General features: G+C 46.6%; 19 protein-coding genes and 1 tRNA gene. 12 read left to right on the top strand and 8 right to left on the bottom strand.

Annotated features, from left to right (window positions below):
- Positions 1–85: 85 nt before the first annotated feature.
- The 4 genes from BUR42_RS05035 to BUR42_RS05020 all read left to right on the top strand — a co-directional run bounded on the left by BUR42_RS05035 (position 86) and on the right by BUR42_RS05020 (position 5,217).
- Positions 86–910 carry an SAM hydrolase/SAM-dependent halogenase family protein gene (locus BUR42_RS05035; protein ID WP_074238182.1) on the top strand — a complete coding sequence of 275 codons (825 nt, stop codon included), beginning with the start codon at positions 86–88 and terminating at the stop codon, positions 908–910.
- Positions 910–1,197, top strand: a complete 288-nt coding sequence (locus BUR42_RS05030) for a putative quinol monooxygenase (RefSeq protein ID WP_200798215.1) — start codon at positions 910–912, stop codon at positions 1,195–1,197. Before BUR42_RS05035 ends, BUR42_RS05030 begins: the two co-directional genes overlap by 1 nt.
- A gap of 140 nt (positions 1,198–1,337) precedes the next feature.
- Positions 1,338–4,559, top strand: coding sequence for a glycosyltransferase family 117 protein (locus BUR42_RS05025; protein WP_074238180.1), 3,222 nt, complete (start codon positions 1,338–1,340; stop codon positions 4,557–4,559).
- A gap of 427 nt (positions 4,560–4,986) precedes the next feature.
- Entirely contained in the window at positions 4,987–5,217 is a 231-nt protein-coding gene (locus BUR42_RS05020; protein WP_074238179.1) for a hypothetical protein, read from the top strand.
- Between the two features lie 497 nt (positions 5,218–5,714).
- Here the strand turns inward: BUR42_RS05020 and BUR42_RS05015 are convergent, their stop codons facing one another.
- Positions 5,715–7,007, bottom strand: coding sequence for an alpha-L-fucosidase (locus BUR42_RS05015; RefSeq protein WP_074238178.1), 1,293 nt, complete (start codon positions 7,005–7,007; stop codon positions 5,715–5,717).
- A gap of 68 nt (positions 7,008–7,075) precedes the next feature.
- The gene (locus tag BUR42_RS05010; protein ID WP_074238177.1) at positions 7,076–9,538 is read right to left on the bottom strand and encodes an ABC transporter permease; all 2,463 of its coding nucleotides are present in this window, start codon (positions 9,536–9,538) and stop codon (positions 7,076–7,078) included.
- 168 nt (positions 9,539–9,706) lie between these two features.
- Between BUR42_RS05010 and BUR42_RS05005 the strand changes: the two genes are divergently transcribed.
- Complete coding sequence (locus tag BUR42_RS05005; protein ID WP_074238176.1) at positions 9,707–10,375, top strand: hypothetical protein; 669 nt, start codon at positions 9,707–9,709, stop codon at positions 10,373–10,375.
- A 37-nt stretch (positions 10,376–10,412) separates the two neighbouring features.
- Here the strand turns inward: BUR42_RS05005 and BUR42_RS05000 are convergent, their stop codons facing one another.
- Complete coding sequence (locus tag BUR42_RS05000) at positions 10,413–11,255, bottom strand: sugar phosphate isomerase/epimerase family protein (RefSeq protein ID WP_074238175.1); 843 nt, start codon at positions 11,253–11,255, stop codon at positions 10,413–10,415.
- Positions 11,256–11,375: 120 nt separating this feature from the next.
- Here BUR42_RS05000 and BUR42_RS04995 point away from each other — a divergent pair, with 120 nt between their 5' ends.
- The 4 genes from BUR42_RS04995 (at position 11,376) to BUR42_RS04980 (ending at position 16,085) form a co-directional block, all read left to right on the top strand.
- The gene (locus BUR42_RS04995; RefSeq protein ID WP_074238174.1) at positions 11,376–12,470 is read left to right on the top strand and encodes a vWA domain-containing protein; all 1,095 of its coding nucleotides are present in this window, start codon (positions 11,376–11,378) and stop codon (positions 12,468–12,470) included.
- An 18-nt stretch (positions 12,471–12,488) separates the two neighbouring features.
- Positions 12,489–13,988: a magnesium chelatase ATPase subunit I gene (locus BUR42_RS04990; RefSeq protein WP_074238173.1), complete on the top strand. Its 1,500-nt coding sequence runs from the start codon at positions 12,489–12,491 to the stop codon at positions 13,986–13,988.
- Between the two features lie 64 nt (positions 13,989–14,052).
- A complete protein-coding gene (locus BUR42_RS04985) occupies positions 14,053–15,339 on the top strand; it encodes a Gfo/Idh/MocA family protein (RefSeq protein WP_074238172.1) in 1,287 nt (428 codons plus the stop codon).
- Between the two features lie 11 nt (positions 15,340–15,350).
- The gene (locus BUR42_RS04980) at positions 15,351–16,085 is read left to right on the top strand and encodes a 3-keto-disaccharide hydrolase (protein ID WP_074238171.1); all 735 of its coding nucleotides are present in this window, start codon (positions 15,351–15,353) and stop codon (positions 16,083–16,085) included.
- 178 nt (positions 16,086–16,263) lie between these two features.
- Here the strand turns inward: BUR42_RS04980 and BUR42_RS04975 are convergent, their stop codons facing one another.
- Together BUR42_RS04975 and BUR42_RS04970 are read right to left on the bottom strand one after the other, a co-directional pair.
- Entirely contained in the window at positions 16,264–18,777 is a 2,514-nt protein-coding gene (locus BUR42_RS04975) for a cation-translocating P-type ATPase (RefSeq protein WP_074238170.1), read from the bottom strand.
- A gap of 124 nt (positions 18,778–18,901) precedes the next feature.
- Positions 18,902–18,972 (bottom strand) — tRNA-Cys (locus tag BUR42_RS04970).
- 96 nt (positions 18,973–19,068) lie between these two features.
- Between BUR42_RS04970 and BUR42_RS04965 the strand changes: the two genes are divergently transcribed.
- From BUR42_RS04965 to BUR42_RS04955, 3 genes are all read left to right on the top strand, one after another.
- The gene (locus tag BUR42_RS04965) at positions 19,069–19,941 is read left to right on the top strand and encodes a nucleoside phosphorylase (protein ID WP_074240454.1); all 873 of its coding nucleotides are present in this window, start codon (positions 19,069–19,071) and stop codon (positions 19,939–19,941) included.
- Positions 19,942–20,008: 67 nt separating this feature from the next.
- Positions 20,009–20,788 carry a diaminopimelate epimerase gene (gene dapF, locus BUR42_RS04960; protein ID WP_074238169.1) on the top strand — a complete coding sequence of 260 codons (780 nt, stop codon included), beginning with the start codon at positions 20,009–20,011 and terminating at the stop codon, positions 20,786–20,788.
- A 44-nt stretch (positions 20,789–20,832) separates the two neighbouring features.
- Positions 20,833–21,771, top strand: a complete 939-nt coding sequence (locus BUR42_RS04955) for a magnesium transporter CorA family protein (protein WP_074238168.1) — start codon at positions 20,833–20,835, stop codon at positions 21,769–21,771.
- A gap of 1 nt (position 21,772) precedes the next feature.
- Here BUR42_RS04955 and BUR42_RS04950 read toward each other — a convergent pair whose 3' ends face one another.
- The 3 genes from BUR42_RS04950 to BUR42_RS04940 are packed head-to-tail and all read right to left on the bottom strand — an operon-like array spanning position 21,773 to position 23,309.
- A complete protein-coding gene (locus tag BUR42_RS04950) occupies positions 21,773–22,228 on the bottom strand; it encodes an NUDIX hydrolase (protein ID WP_074238167.1) in 456 nt (151 codons plus the stop codon).
- Positions 22,229–22,233: 5 nt separating this feature from the next.
- Positions 22,234–23,031: a queuosine precursor transporter gene (locus BUR42_RS04945; protein WP_074238166.1), complete on the bottom strand. Its 798-nt coding sequence runs from the start codon at positions 23,029–23,031 to the stop codon at positions 22,234–22,236.
- Positions 23,028–23,309, bottom strand: a complete 282-nt coding sequence (locus tag BUR42_RS04940) for a hypothetical protein (RefSeq protein WP_143197337.1) — start codon at positions 23,307–23,309, stop codon at positions 23,028–23,030. The genes BUR42_RS04945 and BUR42_RS04940 overlap by 4 nt, the downstream gene beginning before the upstream one ends.
- Positions 23,310–23,342 lie beyond the last annotated feature (33 nt).

Below are 23,342 nucleotides of genomic sequence, written 5' to 3'. Positions count from 1 at the left end.
CCACATTCTCTTACTCTCATTGAAAATGACTTTCTTTGCACAGGATTTGCAATACCCTTGTGGGTTTTAGCGCCCAAACTATAACATGCCCATTATCACACTAACATCCGATATCGGTTTGCAGGATTACCTCGCAGGCGCCATTAAGGGCCTGCTGCTGCAACACTGCGCGGATGCTCAGGTAGTGGACATCTCTCATCATATCTCTCCTTTCAACCTGCCGCAGGCCACATATATCTGCCGCAGCGCATTTAAATACTTTCCGGAAGATACCTTTCACCTGGTGCTGAATAACCTGTTCGACCGTAAAGCAGATTACCTGCTGATGGCCCGGCACAATAACCAGTTCATCTGCTGTGCAGATAATGGTATTGTGACCATGATAGCCGGGGAAAAGCCAACACAGGTGGTACGCCTGCCCCTGGTAGCGGGTGAGAACAAACACACCCTGAACATGGTAAAGGTGATGGCCCTGGCCATTGCTGCCATGATAAAAGGCGCATCCATGGAACAGGTAGGTACACCGGTTACGGAGCTGACAGTGAAAAATAACCTGCAGCCGCTGACCGGGGAAGACTATATCGAAGGGCAGATCATACACATCGATAATTTTGAGAACGTAGTGGTGAACATCACCCGGGAACAATTCATTGCCCAGCAGCAGGGACGCAAGTTCGCCATATTCTTCCGCAGGGATGAAATGATCACCCATATCAGTGAAACCTATGCAGATGTGCCGGAAGGCCAGAAACTGGCGCTCTTCAATGCTGCCGGGTATCTTGAAATAGCTGTGAATAAAGGGAACGCCGCCGGGCTGTTTGGCCTGCAGGGCTTCCGGAGAGATCAGTTGCAGCAAGGTGTTTACCAGCAACTGTCCTTTTACCAAACCGTGAAAATCATCTTTGAATAATGATCCGGATCGTGAAACTGACCTTCGACCCCGCGCAAACCACTGCTTTTGAACAGCTTTTTGCGGAACGCCAGGCGGATATCCGCCATTTCCCGGGATGTACTCACCTCGAGCTTTGGAAAGACAAAACCCATATCGGGGTATATTTCACCTACAGCCACTGGGAAAATACCGAAGCCCTGGATGTTTACCGCCACTCGGAGATATTTGCAGACACCTGGACGGCCATTAAAGGCTGGTTCACCGGAAAACCCGAAGCCTGGAGCCTGGAAAACAGAACACCATAACAGCCTGATTTACCGTACTTCCCTCCGATCGCCCCAATCCATCCAATTGTTAAAATATTTATAAAAAGTTAAAACTGTTGTTCACATTAGCTTAATTGGTTACTTTTTCTATTTTTGTCGGAATTATATAAAACAACCTTATGAATTTTAACAGGATTAATAACATTACAGGCTGGATCGTGTGTATAATTGCCTGTAGTGTGTATTTAATGACCATGGAAGCCACGGGAAGCCTGTGGGATTGCGGCGAGTTCATTTCCGCGGCCTATAGGGTACAGGTACCTCACCCTCCGGGAGCTCCTTTATTTGTATTGCTGGGCAGGCTCTTTACCCTTCCCTTCTCTCCTTCTGAAGCAGCCCTGGGTGTAAATATCATGAGCGCCCTGGCCAGTGGTTTTACCATCCTGTTCTTATTCTGGACCATTACCCACTTTGCACGCCGTATGTTCACCACAACCGGTGAAGAACTTTCCAGCCAGCAATTGCTGGCCGTAATGGGTGCCGGCGTTGTAGGCGCTTTGGCATATACTTTCTCCGATTCTTTCTGGTTCTCCGCCGTGGAAGGTGAGGTGTACGCATTTTCCTCCCTCTTCACCGCACTGGTATTCTGGGCCATGCTCAAATGGGAACATGAAGCAGATACCAAGTACGGCGACCGCTGGATCGTTTTCATCGCTTACATGATGGGGCTGTCCATCGGGGTACACTTGCTGAACCTCCTGACCATTCCCGCCATTGTAATGATCTATTATTACAAGCGCACCAAAACCCCTACTACCGCAGGGGCTATCTGGGCCTTTATTATAGGTTGTGCGCTCACCGGTATGGTACAGAAGTTCATCATCCAGGACACTATCAAGGCATCCGGTATGATGGACGTGTTCTTTGTGAACAGCCTGAGCCTGCCTTTCTTCTCCGGTTTCGCATTCTACTTCATAGCCATCATCGCTTTACTGATCTACGGTTACTATAAACCTAAATTCGGTTTGTATGTACCGCTGATCATTGTAGCCACCGTAGTGCTGATCCCGGCCTTCACAGGTGGTGACAGTGCCGCAGTACTCATTTTCCGCTTTGTGGTGGGCATTGGTGTGCTGCTGATCCCTTACTTCATCAAATTATTCGGCATAGAACTGAATGCACAGAAACTGCGGCACGTGGTGCAGCTGGCGAATTCCTGCATCCTGTTCCTGCTGATGGGTTACTCCACTTACGTAACCACTATGGTGCGCTCTTCCGCGAACCCTTCCGTGGATATGTATAATGTGGACAATCCTGTATCCCTGGTAGGTTACCTGGGCCGTGAGCAGTATGGCGATTTCCCGCTGATCTATGGCCAGGTGTTCACTGCCCGCCCTGAATCTTACGAAGAGCAAGGCAACCTGTATGCCCGTGGTAACAAAGAATATGTAGTGGTGGGTAAAAAACAGGTACCCGTATATGCTGCCAAGGATAAAATGCTGTTCCCCCGCGTATGGGATGCCAGCAACGACCAGGGCCATGCTGATTACTACAAAGCATTCCTGGGATTAAAAGATGGCGAAGCGCCTTCTTTTGGTGATAATATTTACTTCTTCCTCAAATACCAGGTAAGCTTCATGTACCTGCGTTACTTTGGCTGGAACTTCATCGGTAAACAAAATGATGTGCAGGGCTTTGGTAATCCCCGCGATGGTAATACCATTTCCGGTATAGCTCCCCTGGACAATGTGTTGTATGGCGACCAGTCTGAAATGCCGGACAGCCTGAAGAACAATAAGGCTCGTAATACATTCTATTTCCTCCCGCTGATCCTTGGCCTCATTGGATTCTTCTTCCATTACAACCGCCACAGGAAAGATGCGATCATTGTAGCATTGCTCTTCCTGTTTACCGGTTTGGCCATTGTAGTATACCTGAACCAGGCCGGTAACCAGCCGCGTGAAAGGGATTACGCCTTTGTGGGTTCCTTCTACGCATTTGCCATCTGGATAGGTTTGGGTGTATTAAGCATCTATAACTTCATCGTGAAGAAACAAAAGACCGTTGCAGCCCCTGTTGCAATAGGCCTCGGCCTTCTCGCTGCACCCGTATTAATGGGTGCGCAGGGATGGGATGATCACGATCGTTCCAAGAAAGTGATCGCCCGCGACGTAGCCCGCGATTACCTGGAATCCTGCGATAAAAATGCCATCCTCTTTACTGTGGGTGATAACGATACTTACCCGCTCTGGTATGCACAGGAGGTAGAAGGCATTCGTCCGGATGTACGGGTGATCAACCTCAGCTTACTGGGTGTTGACTGGTACATTGATCAGCAACGTAAAGCTGTAAACCAAAGTCCGGCCATTGAAATGATCCTGGGACCTGAAAAATACCGTGGTGAAAACCGCAATTACGTGATGCACTACGACAACGGTAAGATCCCGCAGAACAGCTTCTTTAACCTGAAAGAAGTGATCCAGTTCGTGGGAGAAGACAATGATGGCGCCAAGGTGCCTTTACAGAATGGTGAAAAAGTGAACTACCTGCCTACACAGAAATTCTTCATCCCCGTAGATGTAAATGAAGTGGTAAAAAATGGTACGGTAGATATCCAGGATAGTGGCCGCATTATGCCGCAGGTGCCCATCGTACTGCCTGAGAAGAAAAACGTGATCTATAAGAACGACCTGGCCGTATATGATATCATTGCAGCCAACGCCTTTAAACGTCCGATCTATTTCACCAGCCCGGTAGACCTCGGATTTAACGAGTTCCTGCAGGTGGAAGGATTGACCTATCGCCTGGTGCCAACACGCAGGCTGCCTTCCAACGAAATGCTGCCCGGCCTGAACGACCAGGTGCAAACCCGCAAAATGTACAACAACCTCATGGATAAGTTCGTGTATGGTAGTGTGGACATTGCCGGCGTTTATTTCGACGAGCCTAATCGCCGTATGCTGCAAAGCGTGCGGAATGCTTATACCAAACTCGGTGTTGCCCTCGTAAAAGAAGGTAAAAAAGATAAAGCACTGCAGGTGCTGGACAGGCAGGATTCTGTATTCCTGCCCGGCAATATGCCTTATGCCATGACCTCTCCGGGTAACATGCATAACCTCTGGAGCATGGAAATAGTATATGCTTACTATATAGCCGGTAATGCGAAGAAAGCGGATGCTATCTCTGCAGAGATCACAAAAGACCTGGAGCAACAGCTGCGTTACTACCGCAGCCTGCCTGCAAGGCTCTTTACCAACGATCTGCAGGATGATGCACAACGTGCCGAGCAATTCCTCGGTATGCTGAAACAGCTTAAAGTAGATTTCAGTAATAAGGATACACTGAAGCAACAGGAAACCGGGCAGCAGTTCAGCACGGTGCCTGATAGCACTAAGAAATAAAATGGAAAGGCCGTCTCTTTATTTGAGACGGCCTTTTTTTAATTCCACTACAATTAATATTAAGGCCCTGCACTATTTTTATTGGTTTTGTACTATTTTTAAGTATGATTAATAACCCGGATTTCTAAAATCAATAATACGGACAATCTAGTGAATGAATAACCCATACCTAATTTTTTTCTACTATTCACTCAACATTGTTAATGTTGTTCCTGGACCTTTGATGATTTTACCATCTAATAAAGCTCGTAAACTTACAATTCGAAAAATCTTTACCTAAATAAACAATACCCTTACCCTATGTCTAGGATAAAACAATTAAACTTTAGATAAATTCGCAGATGCAAATAATGTCATTGAGTTTGTTTTAAATCTTGCCCCTCATCAATCTAGCTTTCTTCATACTTTCGTTGATAATAGCTACTCAATGGATCATGAAGCTGATGGCCTTTCAGGAAAGAATATGAAAGGATTGAAAGCAGCATTTACAACTGATGTTGGTAAAAAAGTGATTGAAGCACATTCTACTGCTTCTTTTACAAAAGAGGTGGGCGCTTTTCTTCAATCCTGGCAAAATAATAAAGGAGATAGTAAGAAGGTCATAAATAATTTTGTTTCAAATATGGCAAAATATGGGATTAAAGTAACTGTAAAATAATTAATATATGCCTTTTCTATTGTTGTGTATAATTAATATTGCGCTTTTTATTGTAATAAGATATGTTTCGCTGTTAAGTGCTTTTTTGTTAGGAATGGGTGCTGGTGATCATTATAAGTATGAAAGTTATGCATATTTGCCGGGTACTATATTACATTTAATTGTTTTAGGATACTATTTTATCAAGACATATAAAAAGGAAGAACCGGTATTAAAAAAATACCGGTTCGTAATTATTTTTTGTATTATAAGTTTTTTATCTGTTGCAGGCTTCTTGCATATAATACCATATTCAATTATTCCATTTTAATATGCCAATATGGAAATACAATTCGGGATAATAATCATTATAAATAGTAGTAAAAGCGGATGACTGACCATCTGCTAACTGCTGTTATAACACATCCTTCATATAATAGTAGGTCTGCCTTGCTGTAAATTTATAACCAAAAAACGTATTGGTATTTGCGGCTTTTACAAGTGGGCAGGCTTCCTGATCAGATAACAGGCGCTTTCATTACATCCCCGTCCATTTCCAGTACGATCACATAGTTCAGCGTAGCAGGTGTAAGGGTTAAATTGATCTTTCCTTCCTGCTGGCTATACGTAACCGCTTGCTGTGTGCCCAGCACAAAAGCTTTATTTATTTTCCGGCCTTCGATAACAGGTAAAGAAAGTTGCGTAGTATCTGTTTTCAGGACATGGATAAATATTTTGTTTCCGTTCCGGGTAGCAGCGTATTGATCAGTAGGTGAAAAAGGGCCGCCCCAGGTACCATAAATTGCTGATCCGTTCTTTTGCAGCCAGTCTCCCATTTCTTTCAAACGGGCTACCTGCCGTGCCTCTATACGGCCATCGGGCATAGGGCCTACGTTAAATAACAGGTTACCATTACCACCGGCTGTTTTTTCGAGAATGAAGAGGCATTCCTTCAATGATTTCATTTTATCGTTTGGCTTCCAGGCCCATTGCCTGCAGATGGTGAAGCAACTTTCCCAGGGCATGTTCATATTCATCCTGCCCACCACCTGTTCCGGCGTATCATAATCACCAACCATGGCAGCAGCATCTATCTTTTTATTTTCCACCGCGGCGATCTCTTTACCCAGGCGGTTATTGATGATCACATCAGGTTTGATCGATTTCAGGTAAGCATACATATCCTTCCCCATTTCATTCGTCCAGGGCTTTTCCCAGCCACCATCGAACCATAACATATAGGGATCATAATTGGTCAGCAGTTCTTTCAGCTGTGCCTTCATGAAAACGATGTATTTATTGATATCAGATTTGGGGTCCGGCGTTTGATCATGTGCGGAGTGGATCGGGTATTCAGGATGGTACCAGTCCAGCACGGAATAATAGATACAGAACCTGATGCCTGCTTTTTTACAGGCTTTGGCCAGTGCGCCCACAATATCCTTCTTATAAGGCGTGGCGGCGATATCATACTCCGTAAAGGCAGAAGGCCACAAACAAAAACCATCGTGATGGCGGGCAGTGATAGTGAGATATTTCATGCCTGCATCTTTTGCAGTTTTCACCCATTCATCTGCGTTGAACAAAACGGGGTTAAATTCTTTATACAACTGGTCGTAATCCGCTTTGGATATTTGTTTATCGCGGGACCAGCCTATTTCTTCTCCCCGGAGGGCAACCGGGCCCCAGTGAATGAACATTCCAAAACGTTTGTCCATAAAGCCATCCATAACGGCCCTGGAAGTTTGCTGGGCAATGGCGCTGCAACTGAGGCAGGCAATAAAGAGTAGCGTGGAGATCCTTTTCATCATCCGATAAAGTTAGGATGCCACGCTACCCGATCCAATAGATTATCATTTTAGTTTGATGGACTATCCGATTACTCATTCCGCAAACTATTCACGGGATTGGCTAATGCAGCTTTAAAGCTCTGCCAGCCGATAGTGAGCAAAGAGATCATGAGCAGTAATAAAGGAGGCCCTGCAAAGATGAACCAGCTCAGGCTGATATGGAAAGCAAAATTGCTGAGCCATTCATTGGCTCCCAGGTAAATGATCGGGAAAGCCACAACCGCTGCAATACCTACCAGCTGAATGAAGTCTTTGGAGAAAAGATACACAATAGCATAAGTAGTGGAACCCAGTACTTTTCTGATGCCGATCTCTTTGGTACGGAGTTTAATGGCATAGGTAGAAAGCCCTATGAGTCCCAGGCAGGCTACAATGATAGCCAGTATGGTAAAGAGGCCGAATATATTGCCAAACTGCTGGTCTGCCTGGTATTGCCTGTTGAAATGGTCATCCAGGAAAAAACTTTCGTATGCAGCGCTGGGAAATGTTTTCTTATATAATCCTTCTACGTAAGCGAGGTTTTTAGCCAGGTCTTTTGTACCCACATTCATGGAAAAATAATTCGGTGTAGCGCCGCTGGTATAGTAAAAGAGCGTGGATTCGTATTTATCCTTCAAAGACCTTTGGTGATAATTCTTCACCACCCCTACTATCTCGCAGTTAATATCACCAAACCAGGATGTGAAGATCACTCTTTCATGAAGGGCAGCCTCATTGTTTGGATAGCCCAGTTTAGTTACCAGCGTTTCGTTGATCAATACTTTGGCCTGTTTGGTTTCGAATACGTTCGTTTTCCCATCTTCCGGGATATTGGTACCTGCCGCCAGTTTCATTTGGTACACCGGTATAAAGTCCTTATCTATTTCCGTTAGCCCAATTACAAAATTCTTTGTTTTGTCCTCCCCTGCTTTTCTTACGCCGTTACGCCCATAGATGCGGCTGCCGGGTATATCCTTGGAAGCCGTCATACTGCCGATAGCAGGATTCCTTTCTATCTCCGATTTAAAGAAACTTATTTTTGAAAAAAAGGTTGAATCTCCCGGTGGAGGTACTTTCACAACAAACAACTGATCCTGCTTATATCCCAGCTCCTGGTTACGCATATAGGAAAGCTGGCTGTACATCGTGATAGTACCTGCAATCAATATGATAGAGAGCACAAACTGAAATGCCACCAATGCTTTACGGAGAGAGATACCTCCTTTTGCCGGCAGGAGTTTTCCTTTTAATACAATGATTGGCTTGAAAGAGGATAGGATGAATGCAGGATAAGCCCCTACCTGTAATGCGCCTGCAATAAAAACAGCGAAGAAGATAGCCCAGAAATACCAGCGTTTCCACAAACCGGAAGCAAAGAAAGCTTCTCCGATATGTTTGCCTATGAATTGCTCAAAATACGGCGTGAAAGCAATCACCAGTACCATCGCCATCAGCAGTGCAATGCAGTTGATGATCAGGGATTCAAAAATGAACTGTGCGGTGAGTTGCATGCGTGTAGCACCTACCACTTTCCGCAGCCCTACTTCCCTGGCACGCTCCATAGACTTGGCGGTGGAAAGGTTGATATAATTGATCCAGGCAATGACAATGATAAAAACACCCAGGATGCCCAGGAAGTAAATAATGCTCTGGCTGCCGTTCACTTCCAGTTCTCCTGAATTTTTGGATCTGAGATGTATATCTCCCAGCGACTGCAAACTGTATGTAACCTGGAAATTCAGCTCCTTCATTTTTGCACCCAGGTATTTACTCACGAAGGCCGGAAATTTTGCCTCTACCTTTTTAGGATCAGTACCCGGCGCTAACTGAACATAGTTGTAAAACTCCGGCCAGCCCCATTCTGTTAAGCCGAAATTAGCATCGCCCATACCCATTTTAACCAGCAGATCAAATTTAATATGCGAGTTTTCAGGCACATCTTTGAAAACACCTGCCACCTTTAAAGGAAATCCGTTGAAGTTCAACGTTTGATTAAGTGCGCTGCTGTTACCAAAATATTTCCGGGCAATACTTTCCGAGATCACTGTATTCCCCGGATCATTCAACGCCGTGGCAGGGTCTCCTTCCAGGAAAGGAAAGGAGAACATGGTGAGGAAAGAAGGGTCTGCGGAGAAGATCCTGCTTTCATTAAACCGTATCACATTTCCATTTCCATCATCTTTCGAAACAGTGATGGTCTTTTCAAAGGTACTGGTAGGTGTGATCCTTGCCTGCGCCACTACTTCCGGGAATTCTGCTTTCATGGCAGGGCCTACAGCCGGGTGGTTCAGGATATTGGTGCCTTGTGAAAAACCGCCGGCGTAAGTGATGGGCACGCGGTATATGTTGTTCCCGTTCACGTGGAATTTATCGTAGCTTAATTCAAAACGTATATATTGAAAGATGAAAAAACAGGCAGCCATACCTATGGCCAATCCAAAAATGTTGATCAAAGAATACACCTTGTTCTTTAACAGGTTCCTGAAAGCGATCTTTAGGTAGTTTTTAAACATTCCGGCTGATTTTGTGCTGAGGTAACAACAACAAGACTGCCATATTTGAAGGCATTCTGAATAACGAGCTTAAACAGTAACAAATTTATATATTTGTCCGGATACGAACAGTTGCTGTCCGGTTTACATTTCATCTTATCCTGATCATCCGATTTCGTATATTACAATATGTTCGCCCCAAGACAATCCACCTCTGCTACATCAGAAACAGGCCTCTCCGTTGCCCGTTTCTTTGGAGGCCCTACCCCTTCCGGTGGCGGCACTCCATCTTTTTTCCCGGCTTACCCTCATCCTTTCGAAGGGCTTTTTGAAGGTGCCGGAGAAGACATTGCCTGCCTGCGTGGCCTCTTTGCAGAAATGAGTACCCGAACATGGGATTACCTGCATGCTGCTGCCCGGGATGGCAATTACCTCACCACGCTCTCCGGTCTCAAATACATCCCGGAAGACCGTTCAGATGCCTTTGGTCATTGCTGGATAGGTTGCCGGGGTACACAGGAATGCGGAGAGGAAGCCACGGCCTTTTATGGAGAAGCTTACGAGAATGCGCGGGAAGTAATGCGTTATGTAACATTGGGCATTCACGATCATAACAGTTATGCAGAAGATGTGTACAATCAGCGGATGGGCAGGCAACTAGCCCATGATAACCCTTCCGGCGACGCTTTTGCGCTTACTTACCAGGCGCTGGTGGCTGGTCAGTTACATTTCCATGGGCATAATACCGGGAATGAAAGAGGCCCGAGAGTGTATGTATGTGAAGATATCAGGTTGGGAGGGCAGCTCTATGAAGTGGGCTGGCGTATTGTTCCGAATGAATTTATGGAACGCTTCTAAACAAAAAAGCCACCCCGGAGGATGGCTTTTAAAAAGATTATAATTTCTCGACCACAGCCCTGATATTCTTCACGCTTTGCGTGATATCCGGTACGCTGTTCTGCCAGTTATGCTCATACTCCGCAGAGAAAAGCCCCTGGAACTTCTGCTTTTTCAGTTCCTTTAACACCCCTTCCATATTGGAAACACCGGTGGTCCAGATCACATCATGCGCTTTAGGCGACTTTTCGTTCAGGTCTTTGAAGTGCAGGCTGTACACTTTACCGTTCAGTTTCTGGATGCACTCTACCGGATCCAGGCCTGAGCGTACCCAGTGACCGATATCCGCGCAGGCACCCATGTATTTGCTGCGGCCGTTAATAGCTGCCAGCACACTGTCCGGATGCCAGTAATGGCTCGGTTTCGGGTGATCGTGGATGGCCAGCTTGATCTTGTACTCATCGCAGAGGCTGGACACGATGTCCAGGTCCTTGCGGGCTGGTTCTGAAGTGATGCTCTTAATGCCCATGGCTTTAGCAAATTCAAAGATCTGCCTCCACTCTGTTTCATTATTGCCGTTCACCACACCAAAAGCCACCAGGGTTTTCTTTTTGCTTTTCAGGAGGTCCAGCACCTGGGCACGCTTGGCGGCGTCCATTTTGTAATCCATATTCCCTTCAATGCCACCGCCGATCTTTTGGCCGGGATAACATTCCACATACTGCAGTCCGCAGGAATCCATTTTATCCAGGGCCTCCGCCAGGGTAAAAAGTCTGAATGAATAAGCCTGGGCGCCAAATTTCCAGCCCAATTTAGCTTCTTTTTTCTGCGCGGTGGCAGGCATGGCATACATAGCAGCCATCAAACCCATTGCCAGCAAGCCTTTTTTCAGTGAAATCATAGACGTGATCAATTTTTCCGTAATGAAAGATGCTGGAAAATTAAGCGGCTTTTTTCAGTAATGCAAGGATAACAGCAGAAAAGGTGTGGTAACTCATTTTATCGTAATTTTAGTCCTGATATGAAAGGCTTTATTTTCTCCAGGTACGATCCGTCCGAAAATAGCCAGTCGCCGTTTGAAAAGCTGCTGGACATTTTTACCCAGCTGCTCACTTACACCAGCGGTGATGTAGCAGAAGCACTACAGTGGCTCACTGAGTTAGATAAAGAATACCAGCTGAGCAACAACGAGTATGGCATAGGGGACTTTATACAGGATCTGAAAGACAAGGGTTTTATTCGTGAAAACGAGGAGAACGGCAATTTTGCAATAACATCCAAAACAGAACAAACCATCCGAAAGCGCGCGTTGGACGAAATATTCGGGAAACTGAAGAAATCTTCCATCGGCGACCATAACATCCGTAAATCCGGTATGGGCGATGAAATGAATGCGGAAACACGCCCCTATGAGTTCGGGGACCCGCTGGAGCAGATAGATATGACGGCTTCCATCCGTAACGCCCAGATCAATCATGGCATAGATGCCTTTTCCATGCAGCAGGACGACCTGGAGATCAGGGAAACAGACTTCAAAACCCAGACCTCCACTGCCCTGATGATAGATATCTCCCATTCCATGATCCTCTACGGGGAAGACCGGATCACACCCGCTAAAAAAGTGGCCATGGCGCTCAGCGAGCTGATCACCACCCGCTATCCCAAAGACACACTGGATATTATCGTGTTCGGCAACGATGCCTGGCAGATAGAGATCAAAGACCTCCCTTATCTACAGGTAGGCCCTTACCACACCAATACCGTAGCCGGTCTGGAACTGGCCATGGACATCCTGCGGAGGCGGCGCAATCCCAACAAACAGATCTTTATGATCACAGACGGAAAGCCCACCTGCCTCAAACAGGGCAAATCCTATTACAAGAACAGCTTCGGGCTGGACCGCAAGATCCTGAACCGTACGCTGAACCTCGCAGCACAGTGCAAAAAACTGAAGATCCCCATCACTACTTTTATGGTGGCTACCGATCCCTGGCTGCAGCAGTTTGTGAATGAATTCACCGAAACCAATAATGGTAAAGCTTTCTTCTCCGGTACAGATCAGCTAGGGCAGTTCCTGTTCTATGATTTTGAAAGCGGGAAAAGGAAAAAAGTATAATCACAAGAAACACGAGACATGGAAAAGATCAAAACACTCGGCGATCTCAAAAAGAGCGGTTACGTATACAGAACTGTAAAGGAAGAGATCCGCCAGAACCTCATAGAGAAATTAAAAGGAAAAGAAAGCACCTTCCCCGGCATCATCGGTTACGATGATACGGTGATCCCCGATACGGAAAGAGCCATCCTCAGCCGGCACAACATCCTGTTCCTGGGTTTAAGGGGACAGGCCAAAACGCGTATGGCCAGGCAAATGACGGAGCTACTGGATGAATTCATCCCCATCATTGCCGGTTCCGAAATAAACGATAATCCTTTTGCTCCTCTCTCCCATTACGGGCGGGACATGGTGGCCAAAATGGGCGATAAAACACCGATCGACTGGTTGCCCCGCGCAGCACGTTACGGAGAGAAACTGGCCACACCGGATGTGTCCGTAGCGGACCTGATCGGCGATGTGGACCCCATTAAGGCAGCTAATGAAAAACTGACCTACGCAGATGAAAGGGTGATCCACTTCGGCATTATCCCCCGCTCCAACCGCGGTATTTTTGTGATCAATGAACTGCCCGATCTGCAGGCCCGTATACAGGTAGCACTCTTCAACATCCTGCAGGAAGGAGACATCCAGATCCGCGGATTCAAAGTAAGGATGCCCCTGGATATCCTTTTTGTGTTCACCGCTAACCCCGAGGATTACACGAACCGTGGCGCCATTGTTACACCACTGAAAGACCGGATAGAAAGCCAGATCATCACCCACTATCCCAAAACACTGGAAAACTCCCTGCTGATCACTGAACAGGAAGCCAATGTGCATGCGGAACAGCAGGGCCTGGTGCAAATGCCGGATATCATTAAAAGACTGATAGAGCAGGTGGCTTTTGAAGCACGTAGCAGTGAATGGGTGGATAAAAAGAGCGGTGTTTCCGCAAGGCTCACCATTGCAGCCTTTGAGAATGCCATCAGTGCAGCGGAACGCAGGGCCATTATCAATAAAGAGAAAAGCACTTTTGTGCGGATCAACGATCTGCAGGGCATTATACCAGCCATTACCGGTAAAATAGAACTGGTGTACGAAGGGGAACAGGAAGGCCCGCTGCAGGTAGCTTTAAACCTGCTGGAAAAGAGCGTACGCACTCTTTTTGCCCAATACTTCCCCAACCCGGATGCTTTCAAGAAACGCAAAGCAGGTGCGGCGGATGTAAACCCATACCGCGGCATCATTCAGTGGTTCGATAAAGGCAACAGCGTTCAGCTGCTGCAGGATACTACGGATAAACAGTACGAAGCCGCTTTGCAGAACGTGGCCGGCCTGCCGGACCTGGTTAAACAGCTTTTCCCGAAAGCCAATAAACAGGAGTCGCTGCTGATGATGGAAATGGTACTACATGGCCTTTCTGCCTATTCCCTGCTGAGCAAAAAGACCATTGAAAATTCCACCCGCTTTTCCGACCTGCTGGGTACCATGATGAACTTCAGCACAACGGAAGAAGATACTGAGGAAGAATTATAATTGTCTGATTGAATTTTATATCTTGGTTAGGATTTTTCCACGTCATTAACCAAATGAAAACTTTATGCACAGAAGGAATTTCCTGCTCAACACCTCCGCTTTCCTGGCAGGTTCAGCATTGTTACCCTCCTCACTGCGGGCAATAGCTCCCAGCGACCGGATCCGTTTTGCCGCCATTGGCATCAATGGCATGGGCTGGAGCGACCTGAACGCCCTGCTTAATCACCCCGAGGCAGAATGCGTAGCCCTTTGTGATGTTGACAAAAACGTGCTGGACAAACGCGCGGCTGAACTGGCGGCAAAGAATATCAAGGTAAAACTCTACGGAGATTACCGCAAACTGCTGGAAGATAAAGACATTGACGCAGTGGTGATAGGTACGCCGGACCATTGGCATTGCCTGCAAATGACGGATGCCTGTTCCGCCGGTAAGGATGTTTATGTGGAAAAACCGATCGGTAATTCCATTCTGGAATGCCGTGCTATGGTAGCTGCCCAGCAACGTCATAACCGGGTTGTACAGGTGGGCCAGTGGCAACGCAGCATGCAGCACTTCCAGGATGCGATCGATTTTGTGCATTCCGGCAAACTCGGAAATGTAAGGCTGGTAAAAGCCTGGGCTTATATGGGTTGGATGAAACCCGTGCCTAAACAGGCTATTACAGCTGTTCCTGCAGGTGTAGATTATACCACCTGGCTGGGCCCCGCCCAAAAGCGCCCCTTTGACCCGAACCGTTTTCACTTTAACTTTCGCTGGTACTGGGATTATGCAGGCGGTTTAATGACAGACTGGGGCGTACACCTGATCGATTATGCCCTGTACGGTATGAAAGCCTCCAATCCTAAATCCGTAGTAGCTGCCGGCGGCAAATTCGCCTATCCGGATGACGCAGCCGAAACCCCTGATACGCTCACCGCTATCTACGAATTCGACGGTTTCAATATGCAATGGGAACATGCTACCGGCATTGACGGCGGCCCTTACGGACGTACGCATGGAATTGCCTTCATTGGCAATAACGGTACCCTGGTGCTGGACCGCGGCGGATGGGAAGTGATCCCCGAGAAAGGCAAAATGGAAGCCATCCCTTATACAAAAGCGTCTGACAACGGCCTGGTAAAACATACCAAAAACTTCCTGGAAGTGATCAAATCCCGCAAGCTCAGTGATCTGCGCTGCGATATTCAAACGGGCGCCAATGTAGCCGTGAATGCACAAATGGGAAATATTGCCTTTAAAACGGGCAAAAAAGTGTTCTGGGATAAAGGTACACGGGCATTTTCGGATGCAGCCGCCAACAAGCTGATGGCCGCAGAATATCACAATGGTTACAAGTTACCTAAAGCATAAAATCATAACAGATGTATTCTCTCAAATCTCTCATTGTATGCTCCGCAGTTATGCTGCCCTTATTTGCCAGCGCACAGCAGGGCGACCCGAAAGCCACTGAAGTATGGGAACCCGTACCGGTTAAAGTAACACCCGGAACAGGCACCGCCGCTCCTTCAGATGCGATCGTACTATTCGATGGTAAAAACCTCAACAGCTGGGAAAGTGATAAAGGCGGTCCTGCTCCATTTGTGGTAAAAGACGGCGCAATGACCGTTACGCCTAAAAAAGGGGGGATTAAAACCAAAGAAGCTTTCGAAGATTTTCAGCTGCATATTGAATGGCGCTCTCCTTCCGTGATCAAAGGTGAAGGACAGGGACGCGGTAACAGCGGTATCTTTCTCCAGTCTTATTATGAATTACAGGTATTGGATAGCTATGAAAGCAAAACCTACTCCAATGGCCAGGCCGGTAGTATATATAAACAATCCATTCCTTTAGTGAATGCCTGCAAAAAGCCAGGAGAATGGCAGACCTATGATGTGATCTGGACTGCCCCCCGTTTTAATGATGACGGTAGTGTGAAATCTCCTGCACGCATCACGGTGCTGCACAACAACATCCTGGTGCAGAACAATACAGAACTGAAAGGCAAAACAGAATATATCGGTCAACCGACCTATGTGAAGCACGGCGCTATGCCATTGGCTTTGCAGGATCATGGGGACCTGGTGAGCTACCGGAATATCTGGATCAGGAAATTATAACCGGAAACGGTATGTAAAAGAAAAAGGCTGTTCTGCAAAGGACAGTCTTTTTTTTATAAAGTAATATCATATTATCCATTAGAGGCAAAGCAATGAAAGAGCTTTGAAAGAGCTTATCAAGAGCAAGAAGAGCCCTATGAGAAGAATAGTTAAAATAATATTGGCAGGAATGTATGCTCTAAATAGTCACGGCTTTTCTTTTCACCCATTTCTCTATCTCCACCGCCACAAACACCACACCTGAAACCCCGGTAACGATCAGTAATTCCTGCCACGAAAGTGGCGCTGTATGGAACAGTTCATTAAAGTAAGGCACATAGATCACCATTAACTGCAGCAGCACTGTAACGCCTACTGCCAGCAGCAATGGCCTGTTACTCCATAATCCCATACTGAACAATGACCTGGTTTCACTGCGGATAGCCATTACATGATAAAGCTGGCAAAAACAGAGCGTTGTGAATACCATGGTTTGCCAGTGATTGCCATCGTTGTGAATGGCATACCATTGCATGCCTACGGTTAACAGGCCAATGAAAACACCTACCCAAAGCACGTGGATCCCCAGCCCTTTGGCAAAGATACTTTCATCTGTCCTTCGTGGTGGCCGCTGCATGATGTTCTTTTCCGGTATTTCGGTAGATAAGGCCAGTGCAGGCAAACCGTCTGTGACAAGGTTCACCCATAAAATATGTACCGGTAATAAAGGAATAGGCAGTCCTAAAAGCGGCGCCAGGAACAGGCACCATATTTCTGCTGAATTACCGGTGAGGATGTAGCGGATAAACTTCCTGATATTATCGTAGATCCGGCGGCCCTCTCCTACAGCGTCTACGATCGTTGCAAAATTATCGTCTACTAAGATCATGTGTGCAGCTTCTTTGGTAACGTCTGTACCGGTGATACCCATCGCCACACCTATATTGGCTTTCTTCAGAGAAGGCGCATCGTTCACACCGTCTCCCGTCATGGAAACAAACTGGTGGTTTTCCTGCAGGGCAGTTACAATGTTTAGTTTTTGCTGCGGCGATACGCGCGCATATACTCTAAGCTGTTCCACCTTTTCCCTGAATACTTCTTCCGGCATGGCCTCCAGTTCTTTCCCGGTGATGATCTTTCCTTCCTCTTCACCAATGATTTCCAGCTGCTGCGCAATGGAACCGGCTGTAAGCGGATGATCTCCTGTGATCATCACAACCGCAATGCCGGCCTCTTTACATTGAAGGATCGCATCTTTTGCTTCCTGCCTCGGAGGGTCTATTAAACCTACCAGGCCAATGAACTCCAGGTCTTTCTCTATTTGTTCCGGTGTTATTTCTGAGGGAAGTTCATCTAATTCCTTTGTTGCAAAACCGATCACGCGCATGCCTTTTTTGGCCATCTCTTCTTCGCGGGTTTTTAATTCCTCTTTTGCTGCATCAGCCATCATATCTGCAATGGATTCTGTTGCTCCTTTTGTGATCACCCAATACTTTCCCTCTTTTTCAAAGATGGTGGTCATGGCTTTCCGGTCTGCATCAAAAGGTATTTCCTTTACACGTTCGAAACGCTCCTGTTCTTTAGCGTATTCTACCATGGCTATTTCTGTAGGGTCGCCAAAGAGTTCTCCTTCCTTTTCCTTCACATCATGGTTCAGGCTCATGGCAAGCAGCAATGGCCCGTTTTCCCATACTTCCTGCACCCTCATTTTATTGCGCGTGAGCGTACCTGTTTTATCTGTACAGATATAGGTAACGGAACCCAGCGTTTCCACCGCATACAATTTGCGGATCAGTACATTTTTCTTCAACAGGCGTTTGGCACCCAATGCCAGCGAAACAGTTACTACGGCGGGTAATGCTTCCGGGATAGCCGCTACAGCTAAGGAAATAACAGTGAGTAACATCCTTTGCAGATCTTCTCCGCGCAGAAAACCTATAAAGAATAATACTGCACATAACCCCAATATGATGAATGTGAGCTTCCTCGAAAAATCCTCCATCCTTTTCTGCAGGGGTGAACTGCTTTTGGCATCTTCCAGCATACCTGCGATCTTGCCTAATTCCGTTTGCATAGCGGTGGCAACCACTACCCCCTTCCCTCTTCCGTTGGTGACCAGGGTGCCGTTAAAGGCCATATTACTCCTGTCTCCCAAAGGCAATGATGCATCCTGCAGGGGATCGGTGGTTTTATCAATAGCATTGGATTCTCCTGTTAAACTGGCTTCATTGATCTTCAGGGAATGACTTTCCAGCAGGCGGATATCTGCGGGTACCATATTCCCTACTTCCAGCAGTACGATATCTCCCGGCAGTAATTCTATGGAAGGCAGCCGGATGGTACTGCCGTTGCGGATCAGTGTACTGGTTGGGGCTGCCATCTTACGCAGGGCATCCATGGCTTTTTCCGCACGGTACTCCTGGATAAAACCTACCACGGCATTTAATATGATGATCACAATGATCACGAACGTATCTGACACTTCTCCTATAAAGGCGGATATAACCGCTGCAACAACCAGTACGAGGATCATCACTTCAAAGAACTGCCTGAAAAATAAAAGTACGGGGTGTACTTTCTTTTTGGTTTGCAGTTCATTTTTGCCGAACTCTTCCAGCTTCTGCCGAACGGCGTTATCGTTCAGGCCCTGTATGCTGCTGCCGGTTTGCCTGAGTGTTTCTTCTGCTGTGATGGTATGCCAGTTTATTCCCATATACTTGTTTAAGACAACTTCTACAGTTATAATGTTTTAACAAGGATGGTACCAGAGTAGAGGGGAATTCCACATGGAGGGAAATAAAAAAAGGGCCATCTTCGTAAAAAGAGGCCCTTTTGGGAGGTATCGAGCGGATTCGAACCGCTGTAGGAGGTTTTGCAGACCTCTGCCTAGCCACTCGGCCACGATACCAGTAATTTTGTGGACTGCAAAAGTAGTAAATTTTCGATATTTGCCAAATCTGATTCAAAGATATTCATTTACGGATTACAAAAAATGAAAAACAATATGACCAGAATAGCCGAATCTGAACTGATACTCAACACCCGCGGAGCTGTTTACCACCTGGATGTTCGCCCGGAAGAATTAGCACATACCGTTATCACCGTTGGTGACCCGGAGCGCGTAAAAGCAGTCAGCAAACACTTCGACAAAGTGGAAGGTACGTACCAACACCGCGAATTTGTGACACATACCGGCTTTATAGGACAAAAAAGGATCTCCGTGGTATCTACCGGTATCGGTACGGATAACATTGATATTGTACTGAATGAACTGGATGCTTTGGTGAATATAGATTTTACATCCCGCACGGTGAAGGAAGAACTCACCTCACTGCGCATCATCCGCCTGGGCACTTCCGGCTCTTTGCAGGAAGCTATTCCGGTGGACAGCTTTGTGGTTTCCTCTCACGGGCTTGGCCTGGATAACCTTCTCCCCTTTTATACCTATCAGAACACGCCGGAAGAACTTTCCTTACTGGAAGCCTTCAGGGGGCAGATCAGGATGCAACCCAGCGCAGCCAGGCCTTACCTGATTGAAGCCTCCAAAGAGCTGAAGGAAAAGTTCACAGAAGGTTTTCATACAGGCATCACTGTTACCTGTCCCGGATTCTACGCTCCGCAGGGCCGCGTATTACGTGGCGCGCTTTCCCATCCTGAACTGATAGACCAGCTTACCGGTTTCAGGTACGAAAACCAGCACATCACCAACTTTGAGATGGAAACAGCGGGGATCTATGGCTTAGGACGCGTTTTAGGGCATGAATGCCTTTCTATCAGCGCCATTGTGGCTAACAGGATCAAAAAGGAATTCAGTGCAGATGGCGGAGCTGCTGTGGAAAAACTGATCACACAGGCATTGGAGCGTATCGCACAATAGCAGTACTGCCGGTACTAAAAGCAGGCTCCCTTAATTCCTCAGAAAACTATTTTACCTTTGCACCGAAATGAACATACACTTCTATAAATACCAGGGCACAGGCAACGATTTTGTGATCGTAGACAACAGGAACGGCGAATACAGCTCCCTCACCACGCAACAGATCGCACATCTGTGCGACCGCCGCTTTGGCATTGGGGCAGATGGATTAATGATGCTGGAAAACCATGCTGATTACGACTTCCAGATGAAATATTACAATGCAGACGGCCGTGAAGGCAGTATGTGCGGTAATGGTGGCCGTTGCCTGAGTGCTTTTGCCCGCCAGATGGGAATTGAGAAACCTGCTGTAAAGTTCATTGCTGTAGATGGCCCCCATGAAGCCAGTTTCCGGGAAAACGGCTGGGTGAACCTCAAAATGCAGGATGTAGACTGGATAGAAGTAGGCAATATGTATTTCTATCTCAACACCGGCTCCCCCCATTTCGTGAAATTTGTGACGGATGTACAGGAAGTGGATGTATACGAAGAAGGGCGTGCCATTCGTTATAATGAACGCTTCGCCGCGGAAGGTACCAATGTGAACTTTGTACAGGAAATGGACAAAGGGATATTTGTACGGACCTACGAACGGGGCGTGGAAGATGAAACCTTTTCCTGCGGTACCGGCGTAACTGCCGCCGCATTAACCGCTGCTCCCGCAGAAACAGGCGAATATACCATTCCGGTGGAAACCATCGGCGGACACCTGGAAATTCAGTTTGCCAGGAACGGGGAACGCAGTTTCTCCAACATCTGGCTCTGTGGCCCGGCTACGCTGGTATTTGAAGGAAATATTAATATTTAGCCCGCAAGCTATTGGTAAATTAATTCCCCTACCTTTGCGCCCGGATGATCCAGTACTTCAAAAATATCGATGCCCGCACTGTTGCAATTGAGGAGCCCGAAAACGGCGCCTGGGTGAATATTACACCCCCGCTGAAACAGACGGAATTTGAACAGTTAGCAGAAGAACTGGACATTCCCCTTGACTTCTTAACGGACTCCCTGGACATCGACGAAAAGAGCCGCTTTGAACTGGAAGACAATGTGAAGCTCATTGTATTAAAAACTCCTACAGAAAACAATTCCATCAACGAAAGCGATGCCTTTTACATTACGATCCCCATTGTGATCATCCTCACACACAACCAGATCGTAACGGTAAATTCTTTCGATAATGCGGCCATCAAAAAATTCCTGAACACCTTCCATAACCGCCATCCTGAAAAGCGGAATATGATGGTACTCAAGGTATTTGAAAAAGTGGTGATGAACTTCCTGGATTACCTGAAGGAAATAAACCACCGCCGTAACCTTTCTGAACAAAGACTGTACGATTCCAATAAGAACGAGGAGCTGCTTTACCTGATGCGGATCCAGAAAAGCCTGGTGTATTTTGTAACGGCCCTGCGCAGTAATGAACTGTTACTGATGAAGCTGGAACGCACTAACTTCCTGGGTTTGAATGAAGATGAAAAGGAATTCCTGCATGACCTGATCGTAGATACTTCCCAGGCGCTTGAAATGGCGAATATCTACACCAACATCCTCAGCAGTACCATGGATGCGTTTGCCAGTATCATCTCCAACAACCTCAACTTTGTGATGAAACGGCTCACGTCCATCACCATCGTGCTCACCCTGCCTGTACTGGTGGCCAGCATCTATGGCATGAACGTGGAAATTCCGTACGCCCATTCTACCTACGCCTTCTATATACCCATCACCATTGCCATTGTTACGGCAGTGATCATGAGCTGGTATTTTATGAAGAAGAAATGGTTCTAAACTAGAACCGCTCCTTCACGATCTTAGTCACTCTTTTATCTGTGGGAAGTGTAATCGCATCCTCTGTAAAGTCCTCCCAGTCTATCCAGCGCACCCCTTCTATCTGTACCATCGGATCGTCCGGCAATTCAAAGTCAAATGGTTTGCTGCCTGTATGAATATTAAAAGGTGAGATGCCTTTTACAAGGTAATAGATAGCGATGATCTGCTGTTTGTTGTTAAATGCATTCATCTGGAAGAAGTCCGTGGTATAAAGATGTTCCACTACTTCAATATCCTGGTTGATCTCTTCTTTCCATTCCCTTACCATACATTCCAGCGTGCCTTCTCCAAACTCAAGGCCACCGCCGGGAAACTTGGTGTATAAGCCGCCACGAATGTGTTCGTCGCTCACCAATACCTGTTTTTTCTCATTGATCATGATCCCGTATACACGGACTGTAAATAAATCGGACATGTTGATTAATTATTCATTGCCATTTGTTTCATTTCTGCGGCCTTGTTATGGCCCAGGTAACGTTCTATGATCCCGTGGATCCAGTAGATCACCGGCGTTAACAGGATAGCGACTGCAAATTTATAAATGTAATTGATCACACAAACACTTAACACCAGGCTGAGCGGCCATACAAAATCCCCGTTGGGATTATAGATCCTGGGCCCCAGGTAAAAAGCGATGAACAACACCACAAAGCTGTCTATCAGCTGGGAAATGAGAGTGGAACCGGTGGCACGCAGCCAGATCTTCTTCTCCCCTGTTACTTTTTTGATCCTGTGAAAAGCAAATACATCCACCAGCTGCCCCACCAGGAAGGCGGTGAGAGAACCGATGATGATCAGGGAACTTTGCCCCAGGATCTGCTGATAAGCCTTATCCATATCCGGTACACCTGAATTTACCTTACTGCTCACAAAGAAATCCGCCGGTGTTAAACGGATGGCCCAGAAGAAAATAAGAAAGGCGAAAACGATCAGGAAGGCTGCCATCATGGAAAGGAAGCGCACCCCTTTCATACCGTAATATTCATTGATGATATCCGTCATAATGAACACCACCGGCCAGAGCAATACCCCTGCCGTCATGCTGAAGTTATATACATCCCCGAAGATCTTGAGGTTAGTGGGCGCCAGGCCCAGTGTAGCTTCCAGGGAAAAGATCTTTACGCCTATTATTTCCGCAATAAGTGCATTGGCCACAAAGATGCCACTCAGTATTACAAACAGCTTCGTTGGTTTATCCTTTAAAATATTGATTATCATATGAACAGTTCCAATTGGATCAGCAATATAATTACATTCAGCATAAAAATATAAGGGTGGACATTTGCCCACTGTACTTTCCGGGCTAATAATAAGATAGTGGTCAGGAGGCAGGTGATGATATTAAGGGGTGCAGCTACCAGCCCGCCCAATACCATGATGTGTTTCACCACATGCTGATAAGAATCTGTATACTCCACCATTCTGATGATAAACCCTATTAAATAACAGCAATTACAGATAAAGCTGAACTTTAACAGGAAACGTAGCCAACTCATATTGAAATTTCCGATAAAATACAGTTATTTTGG

The organism is Chitinophaga niabensis (assembly GCF_900129465.1).
Lineage (GTDB): Bacteria > Bacteroidota > Bacteroidia > Chitinophagales > Chitinophagaceae > Chitinophaga > Chitinophaga niabensis.
Note: the sequence above shows the minus strand (reverse complement) of the source record. Positions and strands in the feature narration are given on the sequence as shown.

What these genes read in the sequence shown, in the direction of transcription:
- BUR42_RS05035 (WP_074238182.1), top strand. Translation starts at nt 86, where the DNA reads ATGCCCATTATCACACTAACATCCGATATCGGTTTGCAGGATTACCTC.
- BUR42_RS04940 (WP_143197337.1), bottom strand. Translation starts at nt 23,309, where the DNA reads ATGAGTTGGCTACGTTTCCTGTTAAAGTTCAGCTTTATCTGTAATTGC.
- BUR42_RS04975 (WP_074238170.1), bottom strand. Translation starts at nt 18,777, where the DNA reads ATGGGAATAAACTGGCATACCATCACAGCAGAAGAAACACTCAGGCAA.
- BUR42_RS04945 (WP_074238166.1), bottom strand. Translation starts at nt 23,031, where the DNA reads ATGATAATCAATATTTTAAAGGATAAACCAACGAAGCTGTTTGTAATA.
- BUR42_RS04955 (WP_074238168.1), top strand. Translation starts at nt 20,833, where the DNA reads ATGATCCAGTACTTCAAAAATATCGATGCCCGCACTGTTGCAATTGAG.
- BUR42_RS04965 (WP_074240454.1), top strand. Translation starts at nt 19,069, where the DNA reads ATGACCAGAATAGCCGAATCTGAACTGATACTCAACACCCGCGGAGCT.
- BUR42_RS05010 (WP_074238177.1), bottom strand. Translation starts at nt 9,538, where the DNA reads ATGTTTAAAAACTACCTAAAGATCGCTTTCAGGAACCTGTTAAAGAAC.
- BUR42_RS05025 (WP_074238180.1), top strand. Translation starts at nt 1,338, where the DNA reads ATGAATTTTAACAGGATTAATAACATTACAGGCTGGATCGTGTGTATA.
- BUR42_RS04985 (WP_074238172.1), top strand. Translation starts at nt 14,053, where the DNA reads ATGCACAGAAGGAATTTCCTGCTCAACACCTCCGCTTTCCTGGCAGGT.
- dapF (WP_074238169.1), top strand. Translation starts at nt 20,009, where the DNA reads ATGAACATACACTTCTATAAATACCAGGGCACAGGCAACGATTTTGTG.
- BUR42_RS05005 (WP_074238176.1), top strand. Translation starts at nt 9,707, where the DNA reads ATGTTCGCCCCAAGACAATCCACCTCTGCTACATCAGAAACAGGCCTC.
- BUR42_RS04980 (WP_074238171.1), top strand. Translation starts at nt 15,351, where the DNA reads ATGTATTCTCTCAAATCTCTCATTGTATGCTCCGCAGTTATGCTGCCC.
- BUR42_RS05015 (WP_074238178.1), bottom strand. Translation starts at nt 7,007, where the DNA reads ATGATGAAAAGGATCTCCACGCTACTCTTTATTGCCTGCCTCAGTTGC.
- BUR42_RS04995 (WP_074238174.1), top strand. Translation starts at nt 11,376, where the DNA reads ATGAAAGGCTTTATTTTCTCCAGGTACGATCCGTCCGAAAATAGCCAG.
- BUR42_RS04950 (WP_074238167.1), bottom strand. Translation starts at nt 22,228, where the DNA reads ATGTCCGATTTATTTACAGTCCGTGTATACGGGATCATGATCAATGAG.
- BUR42_RS05020 (WP_074238179.1), top strand. Translation starts at nt 4,987, where the DNA reads ATGGATCATGAAGCTGATGGCCTTTCAGGAAAGAATATGAAAGGATTG.
- BUR42_RS04990 (WP_074238173.1), top strand. Translation starts at nt 12,489, where the DNA reads ATGGAAAAGATCAAAACACTCGGCGATCTCAAAAAGAGCGGTTACGTA.
- BUR42_RS05030 (WP_200798215.1), top strand. Translation starts at nt 910, where the DNA reads ATGATCCGGATCGTGAAACTGACCTTCGACCCCGCGCAAACCACTGCT.
- BUR42_RS05000 (WP_074238175.1), bottom strand. Translation starts at nt 11,255, where the DNA reads ATGATTTCACTGAAAAAAGGCTTGCTGGCAATGGGTTTGATGGCTGCT.